Below are 19,644 nucleotides of genomic sequence, written 5' to 3' on the forward strand. Positions count from 1 at the left end.
AATACACAAAGGTACGGATAGTTTAATTTGATGTTATGATAGTTTCGGATTTGTAGTGCTTATTGAAGAATGAATCGTTTTCCTATTATCTTTGTGCGATATTCTAATTAGGAGAGTATTTATGTGTCGAAATATTGTACAACTTTACTTGATAAAGGCCGCAAAATGGTTTATGCTGGCTATGCCAGTGATCATGCTTTTTTATGAATCTGCTCATTTGGATGTGCAACAAGTTTTTATTTTGAAAGCAGTCTATTCGGTAATGGTCGTATTGTGTGAGATACCCTCTGGCTACCTTTCGGATGTATGGGGGCGAAAGAATGCTTTGGTATTGGGTACTGTATTTGGTGCTATGGGGTATGGATGTTATGCTACCTCTTCGGGTTTTTGGTTCTTTTTAATTGCAGAGATATTGTTGGGTATAGGTCAAAGCTGTATTTCTGGTTCGGATTCAGCACTTCTATATGACACATTAAAAGATGAACAGCGAACATCAGACTATCTATTAGTTGAAGGACGAATTACTTCTTGGGGAAATCTGTTGGAAGCTGTTGCTGGGGTGTTGGCTGGCTTATTGGCAACATACTCTATTCGATATCCTATGATAGGACAGGCATTTGTCTCTTTAATTGGTATTCCGGCGGCGTTAATGCTACGCGAACCGTCTTCAAGTTCGGAGCATCGTATTGCTTCGTTTGGTGAAGTGGTACAGGTTGTGAAATCTTCGTTCGTTGAACATATTGCATTAAGAAATGCACTTTTGTTTTCTTCGATTATCGGAACGGCAACTTTAACCATGGCTTGGTTACTTCAGCTGTTGTTTAAGGAAATGTCCATACCGGTTTCTCAATATGGTGTATTGTGGACTGGGTTGAATTTATTGGTTGCTTGGGGGAGTATTCGTGCTTTTTATATTGAAAAGCGGATTCAATCTAGATGGTTGTCAGTAATTATTCTTATTGGTGTTGTTGGTGGCTACCTGGCTGTAGGTTTGGTGAGTGGTTATTGGGTGTTTACTTTTGTGATTATATTTTATTTGACACGGGGAGTTGCAACTCCGACTTTAAAGAATATGGTAAACCAAAGAACTACATCATCTATTAGAGCAACTGTATTGTCGATTCGTAACTTCTTAATACGTATATTGTTTGCGGTTATTGGACCTATTTTAGGTGGTGTGACCGATAGGTTAGGATTGCATGTTTCTATGGTGCTGATGGCTATCATCGTTTTTATTTTAGGTTCTGTTGTGTTGATGATGGAAAATCAGCGACGTAAAAGAGACGAAATATAATTTTTGGCATATTAAAATAACCTGTATCTTCGCGATTTAATCACAAAGAAACCTTCGAATAAAGCGTATGGCAACATTGTATATGATCCCTAATACTTTAGGGGTAACACCAGTTGGTGGAGTAATTCCATTAGAAGTTCAAGAGATCATCAGAAGTGTAAAAGTTTTTATTGTTGAAGATATCCGTACTACTAGACGTTTTTTGAAGCGTGTAGACAAAGCAATCGACATTGATACTCTTACTTTTTATGTTTTGGACAAAAGAACTAAGAGTCGTGAAATTGAAGAGATGATTCAACCACTTGCGAAAGGAGAGAATGTTGGAGTGATTTCTGAAGCTGGATGTCCTGGGGTTGCTGACCCTGGTGCTTCAGTGGTACAGTTAGCTCATAAGAAAGGATATCGTGTAGTGCCATTGGTTGGTCCTTCTTCAATTTTGTTGGCAATGATGGCATCAGGTATGAATGGACAGAGTTTTGCGTTTAATGGGTATCTGCCAATGAAAAAGCCTGATAGAGTGAAGAAAATACTACACTTGGAGAAGCGTTCTTTTCAAGAACAACAATCTCAGGTTTTCATCGAGACCCCGTTTCGTAACGATACGATGTTTGATGATATTTTATCGACTTGTGCATCGAACACACATATATGTGTAGCATGTGATATTACACTTGAGAGTGAGTATATTAAAACAGCTACCGTGGCAGAGTGGAAGAAGAATAAACCATCTCTACATAAACGCCCTGCTATATTTATTATTCATAAGTTTTAATCATAAGGGATCATGAAGTTGTATGTTTTTTCGGATATTCATGGTGATAAAGCAGCATTAGACCATTTGGATGATGTCCTTTCGAATGAGAAAGAGAGTTTTCAAGTGGTTCTGTGTGGAGATTTGATGTATCATGGGCCACGAAATTCTTTGCCGACAGATTATGATCCTGCCTCGGTAGCTGAAATACTCAATAAATATGCATCGGTGATACATGCATGTCGTGGGAATTGTGATAGTGAGGTAGATCAAATGTTGTTATCATTTCCAATGATGGATGATTATCGTGAGTTTGAGTGGCATGATACTCTTTGTATTGCAACGCACGGTCATCTTGATCATGTAGATACCTCTAGTTATCGTTGGATTTTTACAGGTCACACACATGTTCCATTGTGTAAAATCCATAAAGGAACTTTTATGGTAAACCCTGGTTCTATCTCTATCCCAAAAGGGAAATATGGAGTCGGTACTTATGCGGTAATTCGAGATTTCAAGGTGGAATTACGCTCCTTAGATCATGAGTTATTGGAAACTTATGAATGGGGACAGTTTAGGCTCATGTAATAGGTGTGTTTTATTCGTAAGAAAATGGTTGTATTCATTTTCTTACGGGTCTTTATTGTTTGTTTAATTACTATATAGTACTCCTCGTTAAAAAGGTGTAATTATTAAATCCATTTCACCGTTTCTTCCTAAATATTTACCGAATATTACTAGATTTAAATCTTATATATCATTCTCAGAGAATGAAGGTAGCATTAATATTTGACGAAAATTATGGTTTTTTTTCTTGTTTGTTGTCATCTAGGGAGGTTTGGTTGTTTTTATTTTAATGAAAATAAAGAAGGTGCTTTACCTCAATTCTACCTTAAATATTTAGGCAGTATGTGTTTGTGTAATCAAAGCTAATATAAGAGATTGATTTTGGAGTGATTGTCTTAATGATTGATTATTCGTGGATGTGAGAATATACAAAAGATGGTCATATAGGAGGCCATCTTTTGTATATTGAGAATTGAATATTTAATTGATCTGGATTATACTAGTTTGTTTACTTCCATCCATAAGTACGGTGACCCCATTTTCAATATGTGCATGCTTGGTGAACTTCCCGTATGATGTAACTTCTCCTATTGCTGCTATTTTATTCAAGTCGATGTACGTGTCTTCGCTTTGAAAAGGTATTGAGAAGTAGCCAACATTCATTGAAGTAACATTATGAAAAAAATGAGAGCCTAAAGATGCGTCTAGAGGGAAATCAGGAAGCCCTATTTCGACGATAACTTTAGCATTTGAAATATTAGCCCAAAGTACAGGGATACCAGTATGAGGGTCTCTTGTTCCCCATCTACCTGGCCCAATCAAGACATATTCTTTGTTTTGATCTACCATCTCAGTGTTAATCTTTCGAATTTCCTCTGCCATCTCTTTGGTAGAAAGCTTGTCAAATAAGTCAGGATCAATATATACTATGTCTTTTATATTGTCAAGTTTCCCATTGCCCATTCCTTTTTTTGCTTTCATAATCAGTTTTTCCTCATCAATTTGATCTAAATCAATGTGGTATGATTTTTCTTGTTGAATTAATGGTTTGATCTGCAAAATATAGAATGTAGGCTTGTTATCTTCACCTTTTTCTAAATCCACAGCAAATTCCATCTCAACAGGTGATCCCATCGCCTGCTCGAATAGGTTTAATAGTAACTGTATCGTTTGTGCTAAGGGGATAGAGTCATATTGAAGAATATTTGCAAAGTTAATAATTCGTGGACCTTTAATAAATGTCCCAGGTTCAACAATATCATTAATATGGTTATATGTTGATGCACAGTCATTGAGGTTGTTATCTTTGTCAGCATCTGCAATGCGAAGTTTAAGAATTGCAGCATCTTCATCCTGTTCTTCTAAATTTATCTCAGATTTTGAAAGATCAATTGCATTAAAGAATCTCTGTGAATCCCTCATTTGATCTTGTAATGATCCATTGATAAGACGTGGGTAGGCTGGACAGAAACGGAATGCTTTGTTGCCACCTACGACATGCATTCCCAATCCAACAGCAATCACAGCAAATCCATCTTCTGGCTTCATGTATGAGAATGGGTAGTAGTTATAGGATTGAGCTACGCCACTAATATTTGGATAAAATTTAGCATTATAGTCATGTCCAACGACTTCTTGAATTACTACTGCCATTTTTTCCTCTTCAATCTTATAGTTTACAGCATGAAAATAGGATTCGGCAGTCTCAGTGAAAATGGATGCATAGACCAGCTTTATCGCTTTGCATAGTTGCTCTAATCGTGTGTTTATATCCGTATGATTATTCGGGATTAAATATGTAGAATATACCCCAGAGAAAGGTTGTAGTAATGAATCTTCAAAAAGCCCTGATGACCTGATGGCTAGTGGCTTTTTCATCTCTTTTAGATAGTTGTATAGACGATCTTTTAGGACGACTCCAATTTCTGCTTCAAGGAATAGTTTTCGGATCTCTTCGGCAGGTCTTTCTTGATAAATATCGTCATATAGATTATTCATCTCAATAAAACGATCAAATTCAACAGCTCCAATTACAGCTGTGGCTGGTTGACGTATATTAATACCTTTTATTAAGTGTTTAAAATCGATATTTTCAATTAAATTCGAGATAAAAGCGAGTCCTCGTCCTTTACCTCCAAGTGATCCTCTCCCCATTCTTACAATATACCTGTTTCCTGTACATAATTTGGGGGTAAAGTTAATAATCTGCCCTCTATGTTTTTTTTGTTTGGCATCAAGAAATACTCTGATACAGAACTCTCTAAGCTCTTCTGGAGAAGAGAAGTCTTCAATATTATAAGGTAAAAGCTGTTCTGCAATATTAATCTCACCCCTAGCCATCAACCACGAAGAGAATGCATTGATTCTTGCATGACGAATAAGAGAGTCACTAGGGACCTCATGTAGTAGTTCTTCAAATTCATCTAGATCTGTAGCAATACCAATTTTGTTCCCATCTGGATCTCTGAAAATGAAGTCACCAAAACCAAGTTTATCATTGATAAATTTCATGATCTCAAGCGACAGTTTTTCTGAGTTTTTATCTATAAAATTAGCTCCAATCTTTTTAGCTCTTTCTCTGTTTGATGGGTCGTGAGATTGAAGAAGCGTCGGAATTGAGTATTTTAGTTTTTTGCGTGCCTCAATAAGAAGGTTAACTCCAGAATCCTCATCGTCTATGCCATGGCGAGGGAATCGTACGTCAGATATGACACATAGAAGGTTTTCACTATATTCGTCAATGATTTTAATGGCATCTTCATAATTGCTAACTAGAAGTACTTTTGGTCGTGCTCTCATTTTTAGAATCATATGTAGCTCATCGGAAGACTCTTCTGAGACTAGATTCTGTGTTTGAGTCATGATTGCCGTATATAAGACTGGTAAATATCGTGAATAGTATCGAACCGAATCTTCGACCAAAAGAATAATGCGAACATTACCTAGTTTTGTGTCACGTGCAGCATTCTTCATGTCTTCGACATACTTAATCATCGCAACGAAGACATTGGAATTTCCATTCCAAACAAATAGACGGTTTATCGCAGGTACTTTGGAGACTTCTCTTTGAAGATCTTCAAGTCCATGGTTGTTATTGGCAAGCATCAGGATTGGAAGTCGACTTTTAGAGAAATGAATATTCTCTGCAATCTCGATAGAAAGATTTTTATCGACACCAGCCATAATAATCACCATGTCAAAGTGTTTCTTGTGTATAATTTGAAGGGCATCCTCTTGTGAATTTACTGAGCTAAAACGAGGAGATGCATATAGGTTCAATTGAAGATATTCACCAAATATTTTATCAGAAAATTGTCCTTCTCTGACAATAGAGTAAGCATCATAAACGGTTGCCACAACTAGTATTTCTTTGACTTTTGTGGGCATTAACTCTTGAAAGATATCTCTGTCAGACTTCTGTCTTTTGTAGATAGATGTCAGTGGAATTTTTTGAAAATCCGTCATAATACAATGATTTAATCGTTGCTTAAAGTTAAGTATTAAATCATAATTATGGAGTGTAAGTCAAATAGATTTTAGTACCCCAATAAGAAGAATATAAATATAAATGAAAATAATATTGGATATGAGGCTCTTGGGTGATTGTACTTTTTTGCAATATTTAGAAAAGATGAAGAAAGAATCCCGATAAGAGAATCCTATCCAGGAGTAATATGTAATTTTATCGGGATTCTAAATTTGTGTGTAATGATTAATCCAGAAGATGTTCAAGAGTGTATTCAATCATCTCTTTTACTCTTCCGTGATAGTTTACATTAGCTTCTTTACGAACTCTGTTTGCAATAATGGTGCAGATAGTCATGGCTTTATGTCCCATATGCTTTGAAAGTCCATAGATTGCAGAACATTCCATCTCGAAATTAGTAATGGCGCGGCCTTCGTAACGGAATGCCCCAATTTTGTCATTTAATTCAGGGTCTAAAAGAGGAATTCTAAGTTCACGTCCCTGAGGTGCATAAAAACCAGGAGCTGATATTGTAATTCCTTCTACTGTTTGATTAGAATTCATCTTGTTGTAAATCTCATCTGATCCATCCACAACATATGGTGTCGTTAAACGAGTATTCCATGAAGTGTGCTCCATGAACTTGTTTTCAAAATCAATATTTGTAATCTTCTCGACAGCGGTGTAGAAATTCAATAAACCATCAAACCCAATTGATGTTTTTGAAAGAACAAAACTGTTAACAGGGATATTCGGTTGAAGAGCTCCTGAAGTTCCCATACGAACTAGTGTAAGTTGAGTCTTGTCTACTTTTTCAGTTCTCGTTTCAAAATCGATGTTAGCTAAAGCATCTAATTCATTGACAACGATGTCAATATTATCAGTTCCTATACCTGTAGAAAGCACCGTAAATCTTTCACCTTTATATGTTCCAGTGATAGTAACAAACTCTCGATTTTCCTTTTCAAATTCTATATTCTCGAAGAGACTTGCAACTAACCTCACTCGCCCAGGATCGCCTACCAATAAAATCTTCTTCGCAATGTCCCCTGGTAACAAATGTAAGTGAAATATAGTGCCATCTGGATTGATGATAAGTTCTGAAGGTTTAAATGTTTTCATAATTATATAGATTTAATTTTTACTAGCAAAAAGCGTTATGTTATCTAATTTTTTTGAGAAAGACTGTAAAAGTATTATTTTATTTGAAATGAAATTATGACTTTTTCACATGTATTATAATTGAATAAAAAGCAGTATCTTTCGGAAAGAGTAATGAATAGTATTATTTTCATGTAAAATGTTTGATTATGAATAAAAAGACAATAACTCTTGGTGTAATTGTATTTGCGGTATTAGGAGTCATCGCTTTTGGTAGCCAACTTTTTTTTACTTTAAATCCTGGTGAGAGAGGTGTGATTTTCCGCCCATATTCGAGCGGATTAGATAAAGAAAATATTTATCAACCAGGATTCCATATTAAGGCTCCGTGGAATACGATAACGATATATAATGTAAAAGAGCAGAAACGTGAAGAGAGAATGGATGTTCTTGATAAGAATGGATTGTCAATTAATATTGATGTGTCAGTTCGTTTTAATCCAGTATACGATGAGATTGGTTTTCTGCATGAACGTTTTGGTCGTAATTATATTGATCAATTAGTTGTTCCTGAAGTGAGATCTACAGTAAGGCAAGTTGCTGGACGTTATACCGCTGAAGAGATTTACTCTACAAAGAGAAGAGAAGTGGAGAAATCGATTATTGAAGAGTCGATGACCTCATTGGAGAAGAATCATATTGAAATGCGTGCCTTATTAATTCGTTCGATTAATTTGCCGGATCAAATTAAACAAGCAATTGAGAACAAATTGAAGCAGGAACAAGAAGCCTTGGCATATCGATTTAAGTTAGAAAGAGAGAAGAGTGAAGCGGAGAGAAAGAGAATCGAAGCTAATGGTATTGCTGATTATAATAAAATTATTAGTGCTTCACTTTCAGATAATGTGTTGAAGCAGCGTGGAATTGAAGCAACCTTAGAATTATCGAAGAGTAATAATAGTAAAGTAATTGTTGTTGGTTCTAGTAAAGATGGATTGCCTCTAATTCTAGGAAATAATTAATTAAACTTTTCGGATAAATAATTATTTATCCGTTCTTTGTATAAGAAAAATGTGTTATAGAGTCGATCGAATAGTGACTCTTAATCAAAAAGTAGTTTAATTATGATTCAAAGAATACAAAGTTTATTTCTTTTACTGTCAGCTATCATGATGACGAGTTTATTCGTGCCGACATTGGTGTGGATTAAAACAAAGAGCGAAACTTTTGCAATGGGATTGACTAAGTTTACACCTGCGTTGCCACTAACCGATGCTGATAATGTGTCTTTAATACCACTAGTAATATTTGTGGGTTTAATTATAATATTATCATTGATCACGATCTTTATGTATCGTAATCGTATTATGCAAATGCGAATCACTGTGGTAAACTTGATTTTAAAGTTAGGTGTTGTTGGTGTTGCTTATTTTTATGCTTCAACTACAGCTTCGCTTATTCACGGAGATGTAAAGTTAAACTATGTGTTAGTTTTTCCTGTTATTGCATTGATTTTTGATTATTTGGCAATTCGTTCTATCGGAAAAGATGAAGCTTTGGTAAGAGCAACTGATCGTATTAGATAGATTTAAATGCAGATGTTTTTCTGTAAGGAAACCTTAATAACTAGTTTATTGAGGTTTTTTTTATTGAGTAATATGGAAATAAAGACCTTTAAATATTAAAAGTGTAAGAGGTGAAATAGCCATTTGCTCCTTAATAGTTATTTTGTTTCTCTGTTTGTGGATGTTTTATTTGTTATGTTGTTGTTTTTGAGTCTTGTGTGTATGTATTATTGATCTTTTATTGTTGTTTGTTATTCTAGTGGTAATCTATTGTGTGTCTACGTATAATGTTTATTTTTGATAAAATTATGATTTATATACAGTAACGACGTGCATATGAATAACTTTTCCAAATTTGTCTTAATTCTTTGGTTATCTTTAGTTACAGTGATCAGTAAAGGTCAGTTGTCGAAGAAACACTATTTGCCTCCATTTTATGGTAATATTACTTCTAGTATGCATGATGCTAGAGGGTATTTTACGCTATACTTGTCAACTAACGAGACTACTCCTTTTGATGTGACAATAAAAAGAGGAGATGGGACTTTAATTACGACAATTAATGGGTTATCTGTTCGCAATTCAGTAAATTACCAATTGCCGACTCTCATTGAAAATTTTCTACAGAATTCTGTAACCTATAAGCAACCTTTATTTATAAAAGCATCGGACAGAGGTAAGGTGCTTTCGGATAAGGGAATTGTCTTAGAAGGAGATCATGAATTTTTTGTTAATGTAAGAATCATTACACGAGCACAAGGTGCTAGTTTGACTTCAAAAGGTTTAGTGGGGGCTGGAACTCATTTTTTTGCGGGATTTATGAAAAGTTGCTTTTCTCCATATAATGGAAATAATTCACAATTTATATCCATCATGGCGACATCTAATAATACAGTGGTGTCGATTAAGAACAAAAATTTTAATTGGTTTTCTCGCAATCAGAATGATCAATCAGGTTGGACGTTAGAAAGAGCATCACAGAATAAATATTCTCGCAGGTTGAATAAGGGCGAAACGATTACTTTAGGTTATGATAATGATCAGTTTCGTAATGCGAGCAGCAGACTTCCGTCAAATGGAGTGGCCTTTGAGAGTCCAAATGGAACAGAAATAACAGCAACAAAGCCTATCGTCGTAAATTCAGGTTCTTGGTCGGCGAGCCCATCGGGTTTGCAAGCAAGAGATATTGGTTTTGACCAAATTGTTCCTGTAAATGTTGTTGGTGATCAGTATATTCTTGTGAAAGGGCAAGGGAACAAGAGTCCAAACTCCTCTTTTGATGAAACCAAACATGGAGAGGCTGCAGTGATTATTGCTACTAAAAACAATACTGTCGTAACTTATCATGGTAACGGAGGTAATTCAAGAACGATAACATTAGCAAAAAAAGGGGATGCTGCCTTTATTGATCAGGAGTTATTTGATAAATATTTCGAATCTAGCGTTAGAGGACGAAGAACAATTGATGGATATCGTATATGGTATAATTATAGAACAGGGGATATTGATCCTTATGAGATGTTACCTTCAGTTTATTTAGAGTCGACTAAACCAATTTATGTTTATCAAACGATTACTGGAGTAAGAGATAAAGATCAGACGACAGGAATGAGCTTTATTCCTCCTTTAAAATGTACTTCGGATTATAAAGTGACGATTCCTTTTGCAAGAGCCTTTGAAGCTGATGGTAGTGGTCGTAGTTATAATGGAAATAATCGGTCTCTTAATACTGTGATTAAAGGCTCTACATCAAGTAGAAATATTACGATTAATGGTACAGCTCTTTCCAATTCTAGTTATACAGCAGTGCCTGGAGGTTCTGGATGGTATTCATTTTCTTATCAAGTTCCTCGTAATGGACATTATGTAGTTGAAAATACTCAAAAAGACCCCATCAATGTAGCACTGTATGGGGAGAGTGGGAATGTTGGAGCCGCAGGATACTTTTCTGGGTTTGGAACACGTCCTATTACTGTTCCAGAATTGTCTGTGGATGGAGCAGTGGAAAACTGTGGCGAGAATACACGAATTGTTGTTCAGAATAACCAGCCAGGATGGACCTATAATTGGTATAAGAATGGAGAAAAAATTGATGGAGCAACAAGTTCTTCCTATACGACAAATGGTAGTGGTTATTACTCTGTTGAAGCTGGATTAAATTGTAATGGGAGGGTGTCAAAGACTTATCCTTCTGATCCTATATATCTTTTCCCTTGTATCAATATTGATGGATTAGCAAGTGCTACAGAAGGAGAGCAATTAGATGTTAATATTGTTTTGTCAGAATCAGTTCCTTTTCCTGTTACATATGATTTAGAAATTGTTTCGGAAAGTGGTAATGGTATTGCAACCCATGGTACAGATTACAAGGTTATTGGAAGTTTAACGGGAATTACCATTCCAGCAAATACTTTATTGTCAACCGTATCCTTTGATTTAATGGATGACAGCATAAGAGAACCTGAAGAGCATTTTACGGTTCGTATTACTCGAAGTACCATGTCGAAAATTAATATTGGAACATGTGTAGCTACGATTAAAGAAAATGATAATGATTTGCCAAAGCTTAGTGTCGATTTACAGCAGGATAATTGGAAGGATGGAATTGATGAGGCTGGAACAGAAGGAAAAGATATTACATTGTCGTTGAAACTTTCTGAAAAAACAGGGTATTTTGTTTCCGTAGATTATGAATTTATTGATATTACAGCCAAAAATGGTGAAGATTATAATGCAACCCCAGGGACTATTACTTTTGCTCCAGGTGAGTTGGAAAAAGAGATCCATCTTATGGTTATAGATGATAATTTATATGATATTGAGAGCAAAGAATCATTTAAATTAATGTTGAATAATGTTTCTGAAGCTGAGTTGTCTATCGACCCAAAGAAAGAGGTTTTTATTGTTGATGATGAAACAAAGCCATCTTTAGCAATTAAAGGATCAAGTGTGTTAACTGCACGTGAAGGAGATGATATTAGAGTGGAATATCATTTAACAACTCCTTTGGATTCTACATTTACTGTTGGGTACAAGACGACTACCAAGGCTGGTTCTGGTTATGCTACTGCGAATTTAGATTATACAGAAGTTCCGTTGACAGATGTCCAATTACTACCAGGTACTACAGATGGGGCTATCACTGTATCAACATTAGTTGATGGATTGGCTGAAGTCCAGGAGAAATTTATGATGCAATTTAGAACCAGTAAGATAGTGGATGTCACTCGATTTGTCGATTTATCGATTTTAGATATCAATGCAAAACCACAGCTCTCTTTTGCTGTTGGGTCTATTGAAGAGGGACAAGTGGCACGTGTTAATGTGACATTGACGACTCCACTTGGAAGTGATCTGGTTTTGGATATAAACTATATTGATGGAAGTGCAAAAGCTGGACAAGATTATCAAATACTTACACGTCAGATAACTATTCCTGCCGGTGCCGCTGCACTAGGTTTTGATATTACAACGATTGAAGATACCGAAGAGGAAGGGGATGAAGATTTTGAAATACGTTTTACTACCTCTAATACGTTAGTTGAGATGCCTGTGGATAGGCTTTCTGTTATGATTAACGATAATGATTCAACTCCAATTGCTAGAGATGATTCTTATACTATAAACGAAGGAGAAGGCTTGGTGCGTTCTTTAGGTGATAATGATTTTATGGGGGATTTACCTTCAAAAGGGTTTACGATTGTAAAGTCGAGTTTTCCTGTATCTCAAATCTCATTTGATAAAACGACAGGACAGTTTTCTTACACACCTCCAAGAGAGTTTTCTGGAATTGATTCTTTAAGCTACACTATTGAAGATGCGGATGGAGATGTAACACCTCCTGCAAAAGTGCTTGTACGTGTTCTAGAAGTGGATGATATTCCTGTGGCTAATGATGATTTATATACTTCAAAGGAGCGAACACACCCAAGTTATGCGACACTAACAGAAAATGTCTTATCGAATGATGTTGGACTTGGAGATGGGGTGAAAGTACAGTTAATAGAAGATGTAAAACATGGTACACTTGTATTAAATGAAGATGGTAGTTTTACGTATAATCCAGATCCTCAGTTTTTCTCTAGCGATGATTTGGTTCCTTCTGTACCTAAAGATTATTTTACATACCGAATTGTTGATCAAAAACAAGCGACACAAACCTCAGTAGGCAAATGCCAAATAGAAGTAGCTTATTATAATGATGAGGCTCCAATATTAACAAATGATCGTGTGAGTACTAATGATAAAACTCCTGTAGAAATTGATCCTTTGGTAAACGATAATGATATTGATGGAAAGAATACTATTGATGTGAGTTCTTTCGCTATAGAAAGTATAACCGGACAAGCGACTGTTGTATATGAAGATAACATGCTTAAGATTACGCCTAAAAAAGGAGTAGATGAAGTATGTGTTATCACTTATAGAGTAAATGATTTAGGTATTGATGGGCAACCAAGTAAAAGGTCTTTAACTGGAACTGTTGAAGTCACGATAAGCAAATTGAACCAAGTTCCGATAGCTAAATGTCAAAAACCTGCAGATTTTCATTTAACAAGTACAGGAGACGTAGAGTTCAATGCTACTATGTTAGATAATGGATCTTCGGATTCTGATGGCGAAGCCTTAACCTATAGTATGGAGTCTGTACTTTGGGGTAGTGCAACAAGTGTCACATTGGATTGTGGTTATGTAGGAACGGATATTCCAGTGGATTTAGTTGTTAGTGATCCTAAGGGAGCTACCAGTCGTTGTTCAACAACTTTTACTGTTGTTGATCCTATTGATCCAATTTTAAAAGGAGATGCTCCTTCTAGTCAAGTCTATAGTGTTCCTAAGGGAGTGACTTCAAAAGTGGTTAGTTATACTGAACCTATATTTGAGGATAATTGTACGACAGGTATTATACCGACACGTCTTGAAGGAAAACCAAGTGGTAGTAGCTTTTCAATAGGAACACATTCTATCAGATATAAGGGAGTCGATGCTGGTGGTAATTCGAGTGCAGAAGTTTCATTCGACATCATTATTCATGAGTTAGATCCTATATTGTCTCTTACCGATCCAACAATCGTTCTGTGTGAAGATGAATCGACCTCATTAGAGTTGACTATTGTAGGATCGATTGGAGATTGTACAATAGAATTATTATTGGATGGTGTAGTGAACAACACTGTCGTATTTAAGAAAGTCAATAGTACAAATTACCAAGCTGATTTTGTCGGACTACCTAAAGGGCTTCATGACGTTGCAGTAAGAGTCACAGATGATACTGGGACAGTCTCTTATTCCAACGAGATATCATGGAATGTGAAAGGAAGACCTGCAAGTTTGAAAATACAAGCAAATTAGTCTTTTGTGTAGACATGAAAGCAAACAAGAGGGGTGTCTTAATGAGAGATGCTCCTCTTGTTATTGAGTAAGTTTGGTTTTGAATAAGATTGTCGGTGATGAATTAGATGCAATGAACACATGCAGTATCGTTTGATATTGTGTGAATTAATAATTAAATGTAAAACACGAGTTGATCTCTCATTGGTTCTTTTCGTTTTTAGACCATTTTTAAATTGATGCTTTTACGATCATGTAAAGGGAAAAACCATTCATTCTTCGAGGTCTAATATAAATGAAGCCTTATCTTTGTTAGCATATCTGAAGAAGACGGACTAATATTCGATAGTTCTTCTTATTTATGTAGTTAATAGTAATCTAAAAGAAAAAATAAGTCATGGCTGAATTTATTTACGAAAAGCCTTTTCAACTTGGTAAAGATACTACAGAGTATCGCTTATTAACCAAGGACTATGTGGAATTGGTGGAGTTTGATGGTAGAAAAATTTTGAAGGTAGATCCTAAAGGATTAGAACTTCTTGCACAAGAGGCAATGGCTGATGTATCTTTCTATTTGAGAAAGGCTCACTTGCAATCTGTCGCAAAGATTCTTCAAGATCCAGAGGCAACAGATAATGATCGTTTTGTTGCTCACACAATGTTGTTAAATTCAGTGGTTGCAGCCGAAGGGCAACTTCCAACATGTCAAGATACAGGTACTGCAATTGTTGTTGCAAAAAAAGGAGAGGATGTTTATACTGGTATAGATGATGGAGAAGCACTTTCTCGAGGAATCTACACCACATATCAGGATCGTAATTTAAGATATTCTCAAGTGGTGCCATTTACCATGTTTGATGAAAAAAACTCTGGTATTAACCTCCCTGCTCAGATTGATATCTATTCAAATCAAGGAAATAAGTATGAGTTCTTGTTTTTAACCAAAGGTGGTGGGTCAGGAAACAAAACATATTTATACCAAGAGACAAAAGCTCTTCTAAACGAGGAAGCACTAACTAAGTTTGTTAAGGCTAAGATAAAAGATTTAGGAACATCTGCTTGTCCTCCTTATCACTTGGCTCTTGTTATTGGTGGAACATCTGCTGAAGGTAACCTCGCTACAGTGAAAAAAGCTTCTGCTGGTTACTTAGATAATTTGCCAACTGAAGGTAATGAGAGTGGTCGTGCATTTCGTGACCTTGAATGGGAAGCAAAAGTGCAGAAGATGTGCGAAGAGTATGGTGTTGGTGCCCAGTTCGGAGGCAAATACTTTACTCATGATGTACGCGTAATTCGTCTGCCTCGTCATGCTGCTTCTTGTCCCGTAGGTATTGGTGTTAGTTGTAGTGCTGATCGTAATGTAAAAGGGAAAATAACTGAAGATGGGATCTTTTTAGAGCAATTAGAAAAGAACCCTTCTCAATTTATTCCTGAGCATGCTCCAGAATTGGTAAAGGCAATCGATATTGACCTTGATCGCCCAATGGAGGAAGTATGTGCAGAGCTTTCTAAATATCCTGTAAAAACACGATTGAATCTAAGTGGTACACTGGTGGTTGCTCGTGATATTGCTCATGCTAAAATCAAAGAGATTTTGGATAATGGAGGGGAGATGCCTGAGTATATGAAGAATCATCCTGTTTATTATGCTGGACCAGCTAAGACACCAGAAGGAATGGCTTCTGGAAGTTTTGGACCAACTACAGCTGGACGTATGGATCCTTATACAGATCTGTTCCAGAGCAATAAAGGTGCGATGGTAATGGTTGCAAAAGGAAACCGTTCACAACAAGTAACTGATTCTTGTGCAAAGCATGGTGGTTTCTACTTAGGGTCTATTGGTGGTCCTGCTGCAATTCTTGCTAAAACAAGCATCAAATCGGTAGAGGTAATTGATTTCCCTGAGTTAGGGATGGAAGCTGTTCGTAAGATCCGTATTGAGAACTTCCCTGCATTTATTATTGTAGATGATAAAGGGAATGATTTCTTTCAAGAGTATAAAGATCGATAGGTCATATATTTGATTCATATAAAAAAAGAGGATCCATTTGATCCTCTTTTTTTGATGTAAGTATTATCTTACATCAATTTGTCCTTTAAAACAGTGCCATCTTTTAATATAATTTGAAGTAGATAAATCTCATTTGATCTAATTGGAAGCGGAATTATGCTTGTATTAGGATGAATATTCAAGATGATATTTCCCATTATATTGTAACATACAATCTTGTGAATTTCATTATAGGAGCTTAACTCTAACGTTTTTCTATTGCTACAATACTTATAGATATCTGTTTGGTCTATATCCCTAATTCCTGTCGTTTTATTCTCTTCTATATTAATAAAACGTTTCCATAGTTTCGCATTCTGATACTTTGCAAGCGATCCTTTAGGTACTATCAGCCTTGTTGTTTTATAAGCAGCCTTGTTGAAAACAATTATTTCGTCTGCGTGCGATCGACTAATAGAATAAGTGCCTGCTGGCCACATCTTGATGGCAGGAGGATCTACTGCATGAATCGTTATCTGTTTTAGTGTTTTCGTACTACCTAGAAATGCTTGTTCTCCTATGGTCTTTAGATTCTTTGGTAAATCTAATGTCTTGATACCCTTACTATCTCCATCTGTATTTTGGTAGGCACTATACCCAATATATTCAATTTTAGATGGAATGAAAAGATCTCGTTTAAAGTAGTTGCTATTTGTAAATGTATAGTCGTTGATTTTGTAAATATTAGAGGAGAGGGGACTGCCTCTTTCAAAGCTTTTACAACCTCTAAAAGCTCCTGCTCCAATAGTATGAATTGCATCTTTTGTTTTTGGTCTTCCCTTTAAGTTTTTACAACCGTCAAAACAGTATTCTCCTATGGAGCGAATCTTCTCGTGGAGTTCTAACTCCCCATCTAAATTTTTACATCCTCTAAAAGTGCCTCCTTTAAGCTCTGATATTGACTCTGGGAACTTAAGACCACCACTCAACCCAGTACAGTTCTTAAATGCTTTAGAGCCAATTGTATTTAGTGTTGATGGAAAGTTTAGGTCTCCTTTTAAGCTAGTGCAGTTTTCAAAAGAAGAGAACCCAATAGCATATAATTTATCTGATAGATTAATCGAGCCTTGTAACTTATGACAGTTTAAAAATGCGGAATATTTAACCTCTTCTAATGTCGAAGGTAAAGTTAATTGCCCATTTAACCCTTTACAGTCTAAAAAGGATGCAGCGCCAACTATTTTAATTCCTTCAGGAATGGTTAAATCTCCAGTAATATTTTCATCTCGTGTAAATGCAGAATGTGGAATTGTTTTCAGATTGTCTGATAATTTAATTATTCCATTAAATCCTGTACAGTCGCTAAATGCATAAGGTTCCATCTCCACAACACTATTGGGAATGATTAGATCTCCCATCAAAGTTGTACACCCAGAAAATGCGGCTTCTCCGATAAAGTTAACATTGCCAAGGTATAATTTACCTCGGATGCTAATGCATTTATAGAATGCATATGCCTCAATACGTTCAACTTCATCGTGAAGAAGGTCTCCTTTAAGGGTTGCATATAAATCTTTACATCCTGAAAATGTACCTGATTCGATTACTGTTACTCCTTTAGGAAGTACAGAAGTCCATGATAAATCTTCACAACCAGCAAAACAATAGGGGCCTAACTTATTTAGTTGATTTGGGAATTGAAAATTAAACATGCCAGTACACTCCTTAAAGCAGAATTTTCCAATTTCCTCTACCGAGTGATTAAAGTGTACTCTAAAGTTCCTACTTTTACAATAAGCAAATGTGTATGCACCAATAACTTTTACATCTGTATTTAATAGATTAACTTCTTCAATCGTAAAATTAGGGTTGATAATACTTTGGTCAAAGAGTCCTCGATGTCTATTGTTTTCATAACATATTGCCAAAACTTTTTGTGAATTAATACTATAAGGAATCTCAATAGAAACATCATTGCCGATATACTTGTTGAGGCTTATACCTTTGTCTCCATTAATGGTGATTTCAGTAAATTCCCAATCTGTTTGTGATGCTGGGAGATTCCGCATGCCCATCACAGGAGATAACCATGTGATTAGATAAATTAAAATAATTATTTTTTTCATAGACTATTAATGTTGTTGTTTTCAGATGTTAAAATATAGAAAAATATTACTGAACAATAACACAAACGTTATGTATGATAAACGAGACGATGTGACAATGGTGTGTTACCTTTTTATGTGTATTGATAGTGAGTGTGATAGGTGTTGTTTTATGTGCTTGAAATGATATTAATTAAATTTTGAATAGGAAAATGTCATTTAATGTATGATCATTTTTATTTCAAAATGAATGATAATAGATCTCTATCTTAAATTGGTCTATTTAAGATAGGTTTAATTTAAGTGGAATTAACTTTCATCTTAATAAAAACTATTTAGTATCATTTTTTGTTGCAATAGAGGATTGTTCTTTCTTTGTAATTAGCGACAACTAAAAATCATCCCAATGGAGACACATAACCTCGAATCAAAAGATAGAGATATATTCATTCGTCCTATCTCTTACAAAAATCACTATGACTTTTCAAAGATTCATCGTCATACATATTATGAGATACTGCTCTTTGAAAATGGTGCAGGAGGAAATCAGGTCATTGATTTTGAGCAATTCTCCATAGAGAATGATATGCTCTATATGGTTGCTCCAAACCAAGCTCATTTAATCCAACGTAAAATGAGTGAAGATGGATGTATTATTCAATTTTCCCAAAAGATCATTGAGTCATGTTTGCCATACCTTTCCTCTGCAATTCTTTTTACACTAAGAAACCAAAATTCTTTAAAATTAGAACATGATACAACAAGGCGGCTACTAGAGTATATGGGAATCCTAGATCAGCTATTAAAAGACAGCAATGGAGTATTTAATGAAAAGATAAAACTATTTTTATCTTTCTTTTTATGTGACCTACACGAACGATTACAAGGAGGTAATGAAAAAGAGGTCTCTACATTAACTTTACGATTTATTGATGAGGTACAGAAACACTTTAAGGAAGATCGCAATATACGAAACTATGCAGATCGTTTATTTGTTTCTACAACGACTCTGAGTAAACAAATTAAAGGAGATATTGACAAAACACCATTGGAGATTGTACATGAATATTTGATTGTTGAGATAAAGCGTCTAATGATTATAGAGAAGTTTTCTCATAAAGAAATTAGCCATTATCTCCATTTTGATAGCCAAAGCTCCTATTCACGATTTGTCGTGAAAATGACGGGTCTGAAACCTTCCGATCTATTCAACTCTTTATAATTTCACAAAATATGTGTACAAATTGCTAACTCATAATTGAATTCAAACCGATATATTTGAACTGTGTTTAGTACTGCAAATATTGTTCTTGAAGAATAATATTTGTTACATCTTTTTGAGTTGTTAATTAGGTAGTTTATCTAATAAACATCCGTTCATGTTTTTATCTACTACTCCTCTTTTATCCCGAGGAGTAGTAGTGTTCGGATATGAAAAAGAGAGATAGAATTTTATTTAATTGTGATATTTCAG

Annotated in this window: 11 protein-coding genes; 8 read left to right on the plus strand and 3 right to left on the minus strand. The window is 35.4% G+C overall.

The genetic code is table 11. From position 1 onward, the window contains the following. Positions 1-121 precede the first annotated feature (121 nt). From K5X82_00715 to yfcE, 3 genes are all read left to right on the plus strand, one after another. The gene (locus K5X82_00715; protein QZT37430.1) at positions 122-1,294 is read left to right on the plus strand and encodes an MFS transporter; all 1,173 of its coding nucleotides are present in this window, start codon (positions 122-124) and stop codon (positions 1,292-1,294) included. A gap of 67 nt (positions 1,295-1,361) precedes the next feature. Further along, complete coding sequence (locus K5X82_00720) at positions 1,362-2,066, plus strand: SAM-dependent methyltransferase (GenBank protein QZT37431.1); 705 nt, start codon at positions 1,362-1,364, stop codon at positions 2,064-2,066. A gap of 12 nt (positions 2,067-2,078) precedes the next feature. Continuing rightward, positions 2,079-2,633, plus strand: coding sequence for a phosphodiesterase (gene yfcE, locus K5X82_00725; protein ID QZT37432.1), 555 nt, complete (start codon positions 2,079-2,081; stop codon positions 2,631-2,633). 459 nt (positions 2,634-3,092) lie between these two features. On the opposite strand, the gene K5X82_00730 is transcribed toward yfcE, so the two are convergent. Beyond that, a complete protein-coding gene (locus K5X82_00730; protein ID QZT37433.1) occupies positions 3,093-6,077 on the minus strand; it encodes a pyruvate, phosphate dikinase in 2,985 nt (994 codons plus the stop codon). A gap of 247 nt (positions 6,078-6,324) precedes the next feature. Further along, positions 6,325-7,200, minus strand: coding sequence for a nucleoside phosphorylase (locus K5X82_00735; protein QZT37434.1), 876 nt, complete (start codon positions 7,198-7,200; stop codon positions 6,325-6,327). 188 nt (positions 7,201-7,388) lie between these two features. On the opposite strand from K5X82_00735, the gene K5X82_00740 reads away from it, so the two are divergent. The 4 genes from K5X82_00740 (at position 7,389) to K5X82_00755 (ending at position 16,086) form a co-directional block, all read left to right on the plus strand. Next, positions 7,389-8,201, plus strand: a complete 813-nt coding sequence (locus K5X82_00740) for a prohibitin family protein (GenBank protein QZT37435.1) — start codon at positions 7,389-7,391, stop codon at positions 8,199-8,201. 102 nt (positions 8,202-8,303) lie between these two features. Continuing rightward, on the plus strand, positions 8,304-8,765 hold the full coding sequence (locus tag K5X82_00745) for a DUF4293 domain-containing protein (GenBank protein QZT37436.1): 462 nt from the start codon (positions 8,304-8,306) through the stop codon (positions 8,763-8,765). Positions 8,766-9,080: 315 nt separating this feature from the next. Continuing rightward, positions 9,081-14,096 carry an HYR domain-containing protein gene (locus tag K5X82_00750; protein QZT37437.1) on the plus strand — a complete coding sequence of 1,672 codons (5,016 nt, stop codon included), beginning with the start codon at positions 9,081-9,083 and terminating at the stop codon, positions 14,094-14,096. Positions 14,097-14,472: 376 nt separating this feature from the next. After that, on the plus strand, positions 14,473-16,086 hold the full coding sequence (locus tag K5X82_00755) for a fumarate hydratase (protein QZT37438.1): 1,614 nt from the start codon (positions 14,473-14,475) through the stop codon (positions 16,084-16,086). Between the two features lie 68 nt (positions 16,087-16,154). On the opposite strand, the gene K5X82_00760 is transcribed toward K5X82_00755, so the two are convergent. Further along, on the minus strand, positions 16,155-18,191 hold the full coding sequence (locus K5X82_00760) for a leucine-rich repeat domain-containing protein (GenBank protein ID QZT37439.1): 2,037 nt from the start codon (positions 18,189-18,191) through the stop codon (positions 16,155-16,157). A gap of 385 nt (positions 18,192-18,576) precedes the next feature. On the opposite strand from K5X82_00760, the gene K5X82_00765 reads away from it, so the two are divergent. After that, on the plus strand, positions 18,577-19,392 hold the full coding sequence (locus K5X82_00765; protein ID QZT37440.1) for an AraC family transcriptional regulator: 816 nt from the start codon (positions 18,577-18,579) through the stop codon (positions 19,390-19,392). Positions 19,393-19,644: the final 252 nt, after the last annotated feature.

It is taken from the genome of Prolixibacteraceae bacterium, from assembly GCA_019856515.1.
Lineage (GTDB): Bacteria > Bacteroidota > Bacteroidia > Bacteroidales > Prolixibacteraceae > Halosquirtibacter > Halosquirtibacter xylanolyticus.

What these genes read in the sequence shown, in the direction of transcription:
- K5X82_00715 (QZT37430.1), top strand. Translation starts at nt 122, where the DNA reads ATGTGTCGAAATATTGTACAACTTTACTTGATAAAGGCCGCAAAATGG.
- K5X82_00720 (QZT37431.1), top strand. Translation starts at nt 1,362, where the DNA reads ATGGCAACATTGTATATGATCCCTAATACTTTAGGGGTAACACCAGTT.
- yfcE (QZT37432.1), top strand. Translation starts at nt 2,079, where the DNA reads ATGAAGTTGTATGTTTTTTCGGATATTCATGGTGATAAAGCAGCATTA.
- K5X82_00730 (QZT37433.1), bottom strand. Translation starts at nt 6,077, where the DNA reads ATGACGGATTTTCAAAAAATTCCACTGACATCTATCTACAAAAGACAG.
- K5X82_00735 (QZT37434.1), bottom strand. Translation starts at nt 7,200, where the DNA reads ATGAAAACATTTAAACCTTCAGAACTTATCATCAATCCAGATGGCACT.
- K5X82_00740 (QZT37435.1), top strand. Translation starts at nt 7,389, where the DNA reads ATGAATAAAAAGACAATAACTCTTGGTGTAATTGTATTTGCGGTATTA.
- K5X82_00745 (QZT37436.1), top strand. Translation starts at nt 8,304, where the DNA reads ATGATTCAAAGAATACAAAGTTTATTTCTTTTACTGTCAGCTATCATG.
- K5X82_00750 (QZT37437.1), top strand. Translation starts at nt 9,081, where the DNA reads ATGAATAACTTTTCCAAATTTGTCTTAATTCTTTGGTTATCTTTAGTT.
- K5X82_00755 (QZT37438.1), top strand. Translation starts at nt 14,473, where the DNA reads ATGGCTGAATTTATTTACGAAAAGCCTTTTCAACTTGGTAAAGATACT.
- K5X82_00760 (QZT37439.1), bottom strand. Translation starts at nt 18,191, where the DNA reads ATGAAAAAAATAATTATTTTAATTTATCTAATCACATGGTTATCTCCT.
- K5X82_00765 (QZT37440.1), top strand. Translation starts at nt 18,577, where the DNA reads ATGGAGACACATAACCTCGAATCAAAAGATAGAGATATATTCATTCGT.